The 12,338-nt window shown below is 41.7% G+C and carries 13 protein-coding genes; 7 read left to right on the plus strand and 6 right to left on the minus strand.

The window, feature by feature from the left end:
• The first annotated feature begins 49 nt into the window (after positions 1–49).
• The 3 genes from GQY27_RS11635 to GQY27_RS11645 all read left to right on the plus strand — a co-directional run bounded on the left by GQY27_RS11635 (position 50) and on the right by GQY27_RS11645 (position 2,573).
• On the plus strand, positions 50–325 hold the full coding sequence (locus GQY27_RS11635; RefSeq protein ID WP_160034496.1) for an HPr family phosphocarrier protein: 276 nt from the start codon (positions 50–52) through the stop codon (positions 323–325).
• Entirely contained in the window at positions 318–2,030 is a 1,713-nt protein-coding gene (gene ptsP, locus GQY27_RS11640; protein ID WP_160034498.1) for a phosphoenolpyruvate--protein phosphotransferase, read from the plus strand. The genes GQY27_RS11635 and ptsP overlap by 8 nt, the downstream gene beginning before the upstream one ends.
• Positions 2,031–2,234: 204 nt before the next feature.
• Positions 2,235–2,573 carry a hypothetical protein gene (locus GQY27_RS11645; protein ID WP_160034500.1) on the plus strand — a complete coding sequence of 113 codons (339 nt, stop codon included), beginning with the start codon at positions 2,235–2,237 and terminating at the stop codon, positions 2,571–2,573.
• 147 nt (positions 2,574–2,720) lie between these two features.
• On the opposite strand, the gene GQY27_RS11650 is transcribed toward GQY27_RS11645, so the two are convergent.
• Genes GQY27_RS11650 through GQY27_RS11665 form a run of 4 tightly spaced genes read right to left on the minus strand, consistent with a single transcriptional unit; the run spans position 2,721 to position 5,564 of the window.
• Positions 2,721–3,383: a YwrJ family protein gene (locus GQY27_RS11650; protein ID WP_160034502.1), complete on the minus strand. Its 663-nt coding sequence runs from the start codon at positions 3,381–3,383 to the stop codon at positions 2,721–2,723.
• A 13-nt stretch (positions 3,384–3,396) separates the two neighbouring features.
• Positions 3,397–4,737: an arsenic transporter gene (locus GQY27_RS11655; protein WP_160034504.1), complete on the minus strand. Its 1,341-nt coding sequence runs from the start codon at positions 4,735–4,737 to the stop codon at positions 3,397–3,399.
• 1 nt (position 4,738) lies between these two features.
• The gene (locus tag GQY27_RS11660; RefSeq protein WP_160034506.1) at positions 4,739–4,876 is read right to left on the minus strand and encodes a hypothetical protein; all 138 of its coding nucleotides are present in this window, start codon (positions 4,874–4,876) and stop codon (positions 4,739–4,741) included.
• Positions 4,877–4,931: 55 nt separating this feature from the next.
• Entirely contained in the window at positions 4,932–5,564 is a 633-nt protein-coding gene (locus tag GQY27_RS11665) for a hypothetical protein (protein ID WP_160034508.1), read from the minus strand.
• A 385-nt stretch (positions 5,565–5,949) separates the two neighbouring features.
• Between GQY27_RS11665 and GQY27_RS11670 the strand changes: the two genes are divergently transcribed.
• Positions 5,950–6,552, plus strand: a complete 603-nt coding sequence (locus GQY27_RS11670) for a TetR/AcrR family transcriptional regulator (protein ID WP_160034510.1) — start codon at positions 5,950–5,952, stop codon at positions 6,550–6,552.
• Between the two features lie 118 nt (positions 6,553–6,670).
• Here GQY27_RS11670 and GQY27_RS11675 read toward each other — a convergent pair whose 3' ends face one another.
• Complete coding sequence (locus GQY27_RS11675; protein ID WP_160034512.1) at positions 6,671–8,614, minus strand: NAD(P)/FAD-dependent oxidoreductase; 1,944 nt, start codon at positions 8,612–8,614, stop codon at positions 6,671–6,673.
• 287 nt (positions 8,615–8,901) lie between these two features.
• Between GQY27_RS11675 and GQY27_RS11680 the strand changes: the two genes are divergently transcribed.
• Together GQY27_RS11680 and GQY27_RS11685 are read left to right on the plus strand one after the other, a co-directional pair.
• Entirely contained in the window at positions 8,902–9,402 is a 501-nt protein-coding gene (locus GQY27_RS11680; protein ID WP_160034514.1) for a winged helix-turn-helix domain-containing protein, read from the plus strand.
• Positions 9,403–9,413: 11 nt separating this feature from the next.
• Positions 9,414–10,673 (plus strand): MFS transporter, encoded by a 1,260-nt coding sequence (locus tag GQY27_RS11685; RefSeq protein ID WP_160034516.1) that lies wholly within the window; start codon positions 9,414–9,416, stop codon positions 10,671–10,673.
• An 87-nt stretch (positions 10,674–10,760) separates the two neighbouring features.
• On the opposite strand, the gene GQY27_RS11690 is transcribed toward GQY27_RS11685, so the two are convergent.
• Positions 10,761–10,970 carry a cysteine-rich CWC family protein gene (locus GQY27_RS11690; protein WP_160034518.1) on the minus strand — a complete coding sequence of 70 codons (210 nt, stop codon included), beginning with the start codon at positions 10,968–10,970 and terminating at the stop codon, positions 10,761–10,763.
• Between the two features lie 527 nt (positions 10,971–11,497).
• Between GQY27_RS11690 and thiM the strand changes: the two genes are divergently transcribed.
• Positions 11,498–12,337 carry a hydroxyethylthiazole kinase gene (gene thiM, locus GQY27_RS11695; protein WP_160034520.1) on the plus strand — a complete coding sequence of 280 codons (840 nt, stop codon included), beginning with the start codon at positions 11,498–11,500 and terminating at the stop codon, positions 12,335–12,337.
• The last annotated feature ends 1 nt before the right edge of the window (position 12,338 follow it).

A 12,338-nucleotide genomic window follows, 5' to 3' on the forward strand; every position in this document is an offset into this window, starting at 1 on the left:
GGTTGAAATGAAATCCAAACTAAAATAACAGAAAGTGGGATGAATCCATATGCAACAATCATTCAGAATTACAGACGAAGACGGTATCCATGCACGTCCAGCTACAGCGCTGGTAAACACAGCTAATAAATTCAAAGGTGCAGAATCTTTCGCAGAAGCAAAAGGTAAAAAAGTAACTTTGAAATCCATCTTGGGAGTACTTTCTCTAGGTCTTGAAAAAGGTGATGAAATCAGCATCATCGTTAACGGCGAAGGCGAAGCAGAAGCACTTCAAGCTTTGACTGATGTTATGGTTAACGAAGGGTTGGGCGAAATTAATGCCTAATGTTTCCGGGATTGCTGCTTCGGCTGGTATCGCCATTGCCCGAGCGTTTATCTTGGAGCACCCTGATTACTCTGTAGAAAAACGCTCGATTAACGACGTAGACGCAGAGATTGCTAAACTGGAGTCGGCTTTGGATAAATCCAGAGCCGAACTCGAGGCAATCAAAGAAAAAACGTTACAGGAACTTGGAGAGAAAAAAGCAGAGATCTTTGCATCTCATCTTTTGATCTTGGATGACCCTGAACTAATTGATCCAGTAAAATCCAAAATTGCTGATGAAAAAGTAAACGCTGAGTTTGCTTTGGATGAAACAGCAACTACATTTATTCAAATGTTTGAAAATATGAAGAGTGCTTATCTTCAAGAACGTGCTGCAGATATGCGTGACGTTACGAAGCGTGTGCTTGGTCACTTGCTTGGTCTTAAAGTCGCAAATCCAGCAGAGATCGATGAAGAAGTGATTGTTCTTGCAGAAGATCTAACTCCTTCGGATACAGCACAGCTCAACCGTAAATATGTTCTTGGTTTTGCAACGAACATTGGAGGACGTACTTCTCACTCTGCAATTATGGCGAGATCTCTAGAAATTCCTGCAGTAGTAGGAACAAAAGACATTCTTACACAAGCTAAAAGCGGCGATCTGATCATCGTAGATGGATTAGATGGACATGTTCTTGTTAACCCGGAAGATTCCGTGGTTGAAGAATATAGATCAAAACAAGCTGCTTACGCTGCTCAGGTTGAAGAGTGGAGAAAACTTCGCGACGAGCCGACTGTAACTGTTGATGGCGTTCATGTTGAGCTTGCTGCGAACATCGGTACTCCTAATGATGTAGCAGGCGTGCTTGATAACGGCGGAGAAGGTGTAGGTTTGTATCGTACAGAATTCCTCTATATGGGACGCGATAAGCTTCCTTCCGAGGATGTACAATACAATGCATACAAAACGGTTCTTGAAAAAATGGAAGGCAAACCAGTTGTGGTTCGTACACTTGATATCGGTGGCGATAAAGAACTTCCATACCTTGATCTACCAAAAGAAATGAATCCTTTCCTTGGCTTCCGTGCAATTCGCCTGTGCCTTGATCGTCAGGATATCTTCCGTACGCAGCTACGCGCATTGCTGCGGGCGAGTGTCCATGGGAACCTGAAAATCATGTTCCCGATGATCGCAACACTGGGTGAATTCCGTGAAGCAAAAGCTGTTCTTCTTGAAGAGAAGGAGAAGCTTGTGAAGGAAGGTATCGAAGTTGCAGATAACATTCAGCTCGGTATCATGGTTGAGATTCCTTCAACTGCGGTATTAGCGGATCAATTTGCAAAAGAAGTGGACTTCTTCAGTATCGGAACAAACGATCTGATTCAGTACACAATGGCAGCAGACCGCATGAATGAGCGTGTATCTTACTTGTATCAACCATATAACCCATCCATTCTTCGCTTGATCAAAATGGTCATTGATGCATCGCATCGTGAAGGTAAATGGACAGGAATGTGCGGTGAGATGGCAGGAGATACAACAGCTATTCCGCTTCTTCTCGGTCTCGGCCTTGATGAATTCAGCATGAGCGCAACTTCTATTCTTCCTGCACGCAGTCAGCTGACGAAGCTGTCTCAAGCAGAAATGAAAGAACTTGCAGCAAAAGCGCTGGATATGCAAACCGCAGAACAAGTCGTTGAACTTGTTCGCAGTATCGGACAATAGTTTTCAAGACCTTTATCATTTTCCAATGTAATTCATAACTGCTTTTGCAGTAACTACGGTATTCGCTTTATGCGGATACCGTTTTTTTATGAACTCGGTGAAGCATATTGTAAAGAGCATTGCTTCTTCCTGATTGACAGGGTAGACTTTATTCGAAAAGAATGGGGTGAATATTTCTTGAAGAGCGTTATGATGAGGATAGGAATGATCATTGGCTTTTTTATCGTCATTATTGGAATCATGTTGTTACCGAGCTTTAGTGTAGTCAATCCAGAAATTATTTATATATCGGAAAGCAAGGTATCTGAGCAATCTATATCTTTAACAGGAGGAATTATAGATAGTGCCAGCCTGTACAAAGGGTACAAAGTAGATTACCGTGATCATACCCTTTATGTACAGATCCAAGGAAGTCTACTCAGCCTCCAAAAATCCAGTGGAGAATTCCATCTCAACATTAAAAATGAATATAAAGATCTACATAAAATATATATCCAGGGATCAGACCAAACAAAGCTTGAGTTAGTGTGGGAGAAGAAGTAGCTCCATTTTTTAAGGTATATATTGTCCTGATTTAAGCAGCTAAAGGAACTATGAAATTGATTCAAACCATTATACAAATAATAATAGGGAAAGAAGACCTTTCGAGGATTAGATCCTCAGTAAGGTCTTCTTGTGTTTTTATACGGATTAAGGTACATGAATCGCTTGGATATGGTCCGTGTGCATCATCAGGGATGCGCCTTCGGCCTCTACCAATTCGAGCAGATTACCTTCCACACTCTTTAGTAATCCGGCTCGGTACGGTTTCGCTCCAAGATTCAGAGTAACAAGTTGTCCTTCCAGTTTAAGAAGCTGTTGATCCAGTGTCCTAGATAGTGATATAGCAGCAGGTTGTACAGGAAAATGATCGTGTCTCAGAGAGAATGGCGTCGTATTTACCGGGTAGGGTACGATATATTTTAGGTGCTTTACAGATATATACACGGAGTGGTGGAGGGGGGAGAAAAATACAAAGTAATCGTTCATAATCGCAGTGACATATCCATGTATTGATTGATCGCCGAGAGATACTTCACTAAAGATACCTCTTGAATTCATGAGTATTTTACGATACGAAATTTTACTATGATCAATGGCAGGGTCAGGAGGCGTGCTGTCGGCCATATTACTTCGATTGGGAGTAAGTCTTATCTGCTGCAAGTGATGAATTGGTATATAAATATAACGATAATTTTCATAGACGACTACAATATCATTTCCAATATCAATTATTTCTCCTTGAATTGAGTTCTTACAACCGGAAAGTACGAATTCTGCTTGTTTGCCTAACCAAGATGTAATCAGCTGCATGGTTTACCTCCTCTCAAAACCAAATTAATGTCCAAATATATAGGGAGATTAGGCTGATGATTAGACTAATGGGTATCACAATAAACGTGACTTTCATATACTGTTTCCAAGAGATTCGAATATGGTGAGTTTTTAAAATGTACATCCAGATCAGTGTTGCGAGGGTTCCGATTGGTGTCAGCAATGCTCCAATATCACTTCCTAAAATATTAGCAAGATAAGCTAGGTGGAGTTGGTGATCGGTTAGGCCGAGATCTGTAACTACAAAAGTTCCAATCATCACGGAAGGTAGATTGTTTACTAGATTAGATAGGAGGGTAAGCAAAATGCCGGATGATAGAATCAAAGCAGCATCTCCCATTTCAGCAATCGGCTTTAATAGATCAATTAACGATTCAGTGATACCAGCCCGATGCAGGCTGTCCACAATTACATAGATGCTGAGTGCAAACAATAAGATATGCCAAGGCGTCTGTGTAAACACATCTCGCAGTCCTTGACGAGTGCGGTAATATCTAACGGATAACAAGAGAACAACGCCAGTGATTGCAACGATCTCCATGGGGATACCTACACTCTCGGCTAGAAAAAAACCTCCGCGAATGAAAACGACGATGCTAATGCAGACCCGGAATAACCACCAATCCACCTTTTCGTCTTCATCAGGTGGTGTCTGTAATGGATGATAGTTTGGAGAAGAGGACTGGTTAGGGAAATGATGAATCTTTTTAGGGATATTTTTGCGGAAGTAATAATAGAGTAATAACATAATACTTAGAATACCCAGCATAGAAGGGACAAACATCATGAGTGTGTACGTGTTTAAGTTCAGTCCCACCATCTTTAGTGCAATCAGATTTGCTAAATTACTTAACCCGATCGGAGCGCTTGAAGCCGTTGCAATTAATGCCCCAGAGAGTAGATAAGGAAGTTTTTGATGCAATTTCAAACGAAGCATAGAGCAGATGCGAATAATAATGGGGGTTGTGATCAATATACTACCGTCATTGTTGAAAAATATGGTCATCAGAAAACAAAGTAAGATGATAAGCCAAAATAATGTAACACCGGACCCCTTTGCCTTATCGATTATGTTGATAGCGATCCAGCGAAAGAAACCGATACTATCTAGGATAATGGACATGACGATGGTAGATAGAATGGTTACGGCAGCACCTGAGACAATACCAAAAATGTCAATGATGTTGGTATAACTGGTTACCCCAGTGATGATAAGAAGAAGGGCGCCCAAAGAGGTTGGAATCGATTCATTCATTCCGCGTGGACGCCACATTAAGAAGATCACCGTAGTGATGAATACACCAAAGGTCAGCCAAAGCTGATAATCAAGCATTCTATTGGGATTCACCTCCTAAGGGAAGAATTCCTTGAGTCAGCTGCAAGGGTGCTTCTTCGGACGGCGTATATCTCTTGGGAAGGACAATAAAGTATAGAGGCACGCCAGTAAGAATGATTGCTATAAATATCAACATGATGATTCCCCCCTTTAGTTTGATTGAAAATTAACTTTTAACTTATTTCTTTATCTTATTTTGCAGTTTTCTTTGCACTCCGATTTCCTTGGGCTTGAGCACCCCGGGACTGATTGCCACCGGATTGTTTACCTCTGGAGTTGCTGTTTCTTGCTCCAGACTGGTTGCCTCTCGTTTGGTTGTCATTCGATTTGTTATCTTTTGATTTATTGTCATTCGACTTGTTGTCCTTAGATTGATTATCTTTATTTTCCTGGTTTTCGTTATTATGGCCATGAACATGAACAGAGATTGTTTTAACATGATGGATAAAAACTCGAACAATTTCGTTGTTTTTTAAGATGATGATCAATCGATTATGAGACACACTTACGAGTACCCCTTCTAATTTCTCTGGTCCCCCCTGATTGATCTGCACGCGCTTAAGACGTAAGGATTTTAATACTCCATGAAAATCATTGGAATGAATAAGTTTCTGCTTTAGTCCGTTTTCACGGTGGGAATGTCCTGCTTCAGTTACACTCTTAACATGGGCTTCATTCACATAAATGAAGCCTTCTTTGCTGCGAATAACCATATAGTCTGAACTTACCTTTACTAATGTTCCTTCAAATGATTCTGGTCCGCCTCGGTTAATCTTTACTACTTTACCTAATAAACCTCTCATACTTTGTCCCTTTTTCGTCATTATTTATTTCCCCTTCCTCTTACTTAAGATTTGATAGATTAAAAGAATCAATTTCGAATGTTCCCCTCCATTGGTCCTTCAAGTCTATCTGTAGTTTATTAATATGTGACTTGTAGCAAAAAGGGACTAGCCAAACATACATTTGACTCTGAATCTAGTTATTTATCTATGATTAATAACATATTTTACTTGTAGATTAGTATAAACGAGGAAATTGCTGTGTCTGATAGCAGGAATGTTAGTATATTAATTTGCAATAGAGAAGGAATAATATCTATAAATAAAGCGAAAATCAAAAGTTACTTACACATCAGTTATAATCTAAAATAGAAGAAGTTAAGATGAATAAGAGAATGTTTTTAGGAGGAAGGAGTTCGGTTTTGATTTGAGTAAAAGGAAAAGGCAAGGGGTTACTGGTAAAGAGAGCAGACTGCGCCTGCTGGAGGCTGCAGCTGAGGAGTTTGCATCGAACGGATTTCATCAAACCAAAGTCAGTAATATTGTTGCTCGGGCAGGGGTGACACAGCCTGCATTCTATTTGTACTTTGAAAGCAAGGAGGCTGCCTTTGCTGAACTAGTGGAAGATTTTAGGAAAGGATTGAGTCAGGTAGTACGTAATGGCCACATTCTACCGGGTAAGAATAGGGCGGATCTCAAGGAAGCGGTTGTTAAGTCATTGGAAGAGATATATACGTACCTCGCAGCAAATCCCGCATTAACAACAATAGGCTTGTTTCAATCGTCGGCGTCTACAGAAATCAAGGCTGAGATTGCCGGACTGATGGAACAGAACTTGATTCAAGAGCAACAATCTGGATATTATCGACATGATCTAGATACTGTTTTTACAGCAGAATGTCTACTGGGGATCGTTGAACGTTTAACACTTACCCAACTGCTGTCCGGTCGTGAAAGTCCTTTACAGCTGGCGCGACGAACACAGGATCTTTTTTTCTACGGAATCTTAGACGTACATCATAGGAACTAACAATTACGTATAGTAATATACTTTATTATGACGGGATTTATTAAAACATGTAATACAGAAAAGTTATTAAAAAGCCGGACTCCTTGTGTTATTGGGGTCCGGCTTCATTTGAGTATGATTAGATTGCATTTGCTGCATAAAATCCTGAACGAACGGCAGTCCCGACTTTGCCAATTTTAACACAGTCTCCAATGAGGTTGGTTTTATGACTATATCTGTTTCGGATAAGCTCTGCTATTGTTGTATTCTTCTTCATACCAAAAGCATTAATGATCGTATCGGCCTGAATGTATACCTTGGAACCATCTGATTTCTCAGCATGCAGGCCACTCTCTTCAAAAGAGAGAACCTTATGACCAGCAAGAATAGTGACTCCATAACTTTCAAGCATGGGCATTAAGGCTGCTTTATTAATATACATCACATCTTGTCCCGCTTCTGGTCGCATTTCGACGATCGTTACCTTTTTGCCCTCCATAGCCAGTTCAAGGCCCAAATCACAACCTGTTAAACCACCACCTGTAATGACAATATTTTCGCCTAGCACACGTTCTTTATGTAAATGGGCTTCAATTGCTTCAATGACGTGTTCGCCATCAATACCAGGGATTGGAGGGGTGATAGGTACGGCACCTGCTCCAATGAAAATATGATCGGCTGTTTCAAGTGCTGTGTCATCTGGTTTGACCTCATAGTTAACCTGAACGTTTACATGAAGCTGGCTTAATTGTCTCTCGTACCAGTCAATTAGCGCCCGTAGTTGTCCTTTGAACTCAGGAGTAGCTGCACTTGTCACCTGCCCACCGATGGTGGCTTCTTTTTCATACAAAGTAACTTCATGTCCTTTTAAGGCAGCTACACGAGCTGCTTCAAGTCCAGAAGGACCTCCACCTACAACGACAACCTTTTTAGGGGTCTGTGCTGGTAGAATTGCGAAGCGTTTCTCGTTCGCAGCCTGTATGTTAACTGCACAGCTGATTTTGGTATTCCGTTCAATAATGCGACCTATACATTCTTCGTTACAGCGAATACAAGGGCGAATATCTTCACGCATATTATAGCGCAACTTGTTTGGGAGTTCAGGATCCGCTATTAGAGCTCGACCAAACATAACGAAATCAGCGACTCCAGACTCAATTAACCGAACTGCACTCTCAGGTGTATGGCTGCCCGAGTTCAGGATTGGAATTTGAACTGCTTTGCGAGCAGGTTCGCAAATGTATTCCATACAAGCATCACCCAGATAAGCTGGTGGGAAAATATAATCGATTTTCTCATAGGAACCAGCATCTATATCAATGGCATCTACACCGGCACGTTCGAGAATTTGCAGTATTTCTAGGCTTTCCTCTACTGTACGACCACCTTCAAAACGATGATCCATTGCGATCCGGAACAGAATAGGCATGGTTGGACCAATAGCTTTACGAATGGCTTGTACAATCTCGACTGCAAATCGCATCCGTTTTTCTGTAGTGCCTCCGTATTCGTCCTCGCGCTTGTTCCAAACTTCGGACATGAACTGGTCGATCAGATAACCTGCATGAGCGTGAATTTCGATGCCATCAAATCCTGCTCGTTTAAGTCTGGCTGCTGAATCTGTAAATTGATCCAGAATCGTTTGAATTTCCTCCACAGTAAGTGGATGGCAGAGCACCTCGGGATTGTAGACAGCCGGAATAGCCGATGCAGATACCGGAGGTTTACCAAAACGATCCGGAAGTGCATTCCGCCCTGTACCGCAGCTTAACTGAGCGATAATTTTAGTGCCGTATTGCTGTACAGAATCAACAAGGTCAGTAAGAAGTGGAACGACATAGTCCTTTTCAACGATGCCTTCCAATACACCCTGAGCCAGATCTTCTGTCAAGAACTGCGCGCCAAGGATAATCATTCCTGCTCCGCCTTTGGCACGTTCCTCATAGTAATCAATTTCATCAATCGAGATTCGCCCATCAGGGTTTGCTGAATTTGTTCCCATGGGCGACATCACGATACGATTTTTTACCTCCATGCTTCCAATGTGGAATGGAGTAAATAGCTTTTCATAAGGATGATTCATCAGTATGTACCTCCTAAGGTTAAATGAGCTGAATCATAAATAGATAATTAGGTTACTCGTGAGTAACCTAATTTATAATTCTATGGTAAAGGTTTAGAGATAGATTAAAAGTGTGAAAAGTCACAATTATTTAGGAAGGTAGTTTTCCATCTTTGAGGGAGAAGGTAAAAAACCTTGGAATAAAAGTGAATCACTCCAAAAATGGTTTACAATTCCATTTTGGAGTGATAGTCTAAAATTACAGATCGATGATCTGTAAAAACAGATTGATAAAGGGGAACTCATTTATGAATGAGGAAATGCTGAATATTTCCGTTCAACAATCCAAATTATTAAGCAGTGCGCTGCGAGTGAAAATTATGAAGTATTTGCTCGATTCTCCGAAAACCTCAAAACAAGTCGCTGATCTTCTTGGCGAATCTGGCGGAAATGTTCACTACCACATCAAAAAACTGTACGATGGCGGTTTACTTGAAATTGTCGAGGAGAAAAAGAACGGGGGGGTTACCGAAAAGTATTACCAATCCAAGTCGAAATGGTTTAACACGGAGGGAGTGGAGATCATTGATCCCGTACTCAGTGATCAATATGAATCCGCAGATGCGACCAAATTAAGCATCCGAATGGAGTTGACTGAAGCGCAAAAAGAAGAAATGACGAGTGAATTCAGATCCTTTCTGGAACGTTGGGTTAACAAGTCTATAGCCGAGAGGAACGAAGATACACAAGAATTTAGTATTGGAATCAAGATCATATCGGTAGAGCCTAAGCAAGAAAGGAAAGGGTGAGTGATTCATCTATGAATCTGTTCTTGAATCGGAATTTTCTATTTATGTTCTTTGGAAGGCTTGTCACAAATGTAGGAGATTCCATCTACGCTGTAGCGGCAATGTGGCTGGTATCGGAGCTTGGCGGCTCTACTTTTTATACAGGGCTTGCTGGCTTCCTCTCGCTAATACCCAGGTTTATTCAATTTTTCAGCGGACCGATCATAGACCGGATATCGATACGGCATCTGCTCATCCATACTCAGCTCATCCAAGCTTTTCTACTATTGATTATTCCGGCAGCAAGTTATTTGGGTCAGCTGAATGTTGTCCTTGTTCTTATCATTTCACCCATTATATCGATCTTCAATACACTCATATACCCCGCACAAATGTCATCTTTACCTTCTTTCGTCCATAAAAAAGATCTCACCAAAGCGAACTCCTATTTCACCTTTGCAGGTCAAGGGATCGATACCTTCTGTAATGCAGTATCCGGTGTACTCATCGTGATTGTAGGAGCTGTCTCCATTTACTTACTGGATTCTGTCCTATTTATAATCAGCGCTATTTTATTCTCCTTCCTCCGAATTCCGAAGCATAAGCAGCAAATTAAACAGAGTCACCCAGTTGAAAAGGAAAAAATATCAGTGATATTAAAGCAGTATAGAACAGAACTCTTAGAAGGGATCCACATTCTATTAGGCAAATCTTTCTCAAGACTTCTTTGGGGGATGATCCTCATTAACTTGGTCGGGGGAGCCACGTTTGTGGTTTTGCCTGCGTTTAGTAAATTACATGGGGGACCCGAATTGTATGGACTTTTACTAATGGCGCAAGCGATGGGAAGTATGTTTGGAGCCTTGATTGCTCCTTTTTTGAAGTTGGAGCAAATCGGTATGGGTCTTATCTATGCCGTCGCGTTTTCGGTGAGCGGTATATTGTGGACCCTTAGTGTGCTCAGCCCAAATATCTGGATGATGATGATCATATACGGTTTGTCTTGGGTTCCCGGCGGAGTGACCAATATTCTGATCAATTCTTATATCCAAAAAGGAATCCCTCAGCATCTATTAGGCAGAGTATTCTCTGCATCCTACAGCCTCAGCGGTATTGCAGCGCCTATTGGATCGTTATGCGGAGGTATCTTAGGAGAAGTGTTTGGAAGTGAAATGATTATTGGGGTAAGCGGACTTTTTGTGTTATTAATTGGTCTGTACTGGTTGTTTGATAAGACCACACGTAAGCTCCCAAGCTCTGATCATGTTACGGATAAAGTATTTCAGGCATAAGCCAATTTACATAGCTAATTTTAAAAAAGCACCCTGCAAGAGTAGACATCTGCAACGAGTGTCCAATCTTTAGGGTGCTTTTTAATTTCAGGAGTCTGTCTTAAACGCTCTTACACAGGCTTCGCATACACAAGATTTGCCTCTCTGTTCGTCTGGAATTTGCGAAAGCAGTCGTTTGGGGACAGATAGATTCATACACCAGCACTCTTCGGCAGGTCTTCCCGCAGCATAAGCACAGTGATTAGGTTTACGGCATAAAGGGCAGATCAGCGGATCATTCATGGAGCGTGTGTTCATGTAGAACCTCTCTTACTGAATTATCATTTCATTTAGTTTATCATATTTCTGTAACCTTTTATGAGCAATCTGGATTCGTTTGCCTCTTACCAGCACGGTGCATTGACCTTTCGTATTATTATCTAAAACAATTGCAGACACCTCCCTTATCTAATAATGTGTACAGTTTCTTTTTAAGCCGCGGCAACAAATGAAATGTCAAACCTTGGTTGCCCATGACAATAACCTGGTGTAAACTGGAAGGGATACTAAAAACTAAATCGTAGAACGGGAGCCTGCGGAAGCAAGCTGAGAGTACAACTAATCTGTTGTTGACCGGTGGAACCTGCCATGGATAATGCCAGCGTAGGGAGCGAACATGTATATTTACGCATGCATTCGCATGCGTTTTTTTGTGCATTCTGCATAAAAAATCATGATTCTTCTTATCATGTGGGTCTTATCCCATTCCTCAGTTATCTATCTTTTCACCGTCAATGGCATTAGATCAGACTCCCTTATCTCGAGAAAGAAAGGTCTGATGAAACATGTTGAATATAAACAAACTTCCGCCCCTCATTACCCTCATTCATGAAGAACAGCCTCTAATTCATAACATGACAAATACGGTAGTCACGAACTTTACGGCTAACGGACTGCTTTCACTTGGCGCATCTCCGGTTATGGCCTATGCGGAGGCAGAAGTGGCCGATATGGTCCAAAATGCTCGTGCACTGGTACTCAACATTGGTACCTTAACTACGGAACTTTTAAACGCCATGATCGTGGCTGGCAAAGCTGCAAATGCTTATGAAATCCCTGTATTACTTGATCCAGTAGGTGTGGGAGCAACATCTTATCGTACGGATGCGGCTCTTCGTATTATCCACGAGGTGAATGTAACGTTGATTCGAGGCAACGCAGGAGAGATCAGTCGCCTGATTGGTGAATTTATGACCGTTAAAGGGGTGGACGCAGGTCAAACTGAGACATTAGAAAGAGCGCAGTTAGCCATACGCGCCGCACGTACGCTTGGAACCGCCGTCATTGTATCCGGACCAGAAGATGTGATTACGGATGGAGATGCGGGATATGTTGTAAAGTCCGGTCATTCTCTATTAACGCGTGTGACGGGGGCAGGGTGTTTGCTTACCTCGGTCATCGGAGCTTTTTTGGCTGTTGAACCTTCCATAATGGAAGCAGGCACAGCGGGGCTTGGCTTTTATGGAGCCGCAGCGCTGCGGGCAGCAGAGGACAAAGGACAGGCGGGACCGGGTAGTTTTCAGATTGCTTTTCTCGATGAATTATCGAATCTTACTCCTTCTTCTTTTGAAGAATATGTAACGGTCTTGGATATCCACTCTTTGTTCAGTAAGGGGGAGATCTAGA

The organism is Paenibacillus sp. An7, assembly GCF_009870785.1.
Lineage (GTDB): Bacteria > Bacillota > Bacilli > Paenibacillales > Paenibacillaceae > Paenibacillus.

Bases quoted from the DNA above. Each gene is read 5' to 3' on its own strand.
- GQY27_RS11660 (WP_160034506.1), bottom strand. From the start codon at position 4,876: ATGTTGATATTTATAGCAATCATTCTTACTGGCGTGCCTCTATACTTT.
- thiM (WP_160034520.1), top strand. From the start codon at position 11,498: ATGTTGAATATAAACAAACTTCCGCCCCTCATTACCCTCATTCATGAA.
- GQY27_RS11665 (WP_160034508.1), bottom strand. From the start codon at position 5,564: ATGACGAAAAAGGGACAAAGTATGAGAGGTTTATTAGGTAAAGTAGTA.
- GQY27_RS11680 (WP_160034514.1), top strand. From the start codon at position 8,902: ATGAATGAGGAAATGCTGAATATTTCCGTTCAACAATCCAAATTATTA.
- ptsP (WP_160034498.1), top strand. From the start codon at position 318: ATGCCTAATGTTTCCGGGATTGCTGCTTCGGCTGGTATCGCCATTGCC.
- GQY27_RS11645 (WP_160034500.1), top strand. From the start codon at position 2,235: ATGATCATTGGCTTTTTTATCGTCATTATTGGAATCATGTTGTTACCG.
- GQY27_RS11635 (WP_160034496.1), top strand. From the start codon at position 50: ATGCAACAATCATTCAGAATTACAGACGAAGACGGTATCCATGCACGT.
- GQY27_RS11655 (WP_160034504.1), bottom strand. From the start codon at position 4,737: ATGCTTGATTATCAGCTTTGGCTGACCTTTGGTGTATTCATCACTACG.
- GQY27_RS11650 (WP_160034502.1), bottom strand. From the start codon at position 3,383: ATGCAGCTGATTACATCTTGGTTAGGCAAACAAGCAGAATTCGTACTT.
- GQY27_RS11685 (WP_160034516.1), top strand. From the start codon at position 9,414: ATGAATCTGTTCTTGAATCGGAATTTTCTATTTATGTTCTTTGGAAGG.
- GQY27_RS11675 (WP_160034512.1), bottom strand. From the start codon at position 8,614: ATGAATCATCCTTATGAAAAGCTATTTACTCCATTCCACATTGGAAGC.
- GQY27_RS11690 (WP_160034518.1), bottom strand. From the start codon at position 10,970: ATGAACACACGCTCCATGAATGATCCGCTGATCTGCCCTTTATGCCGT.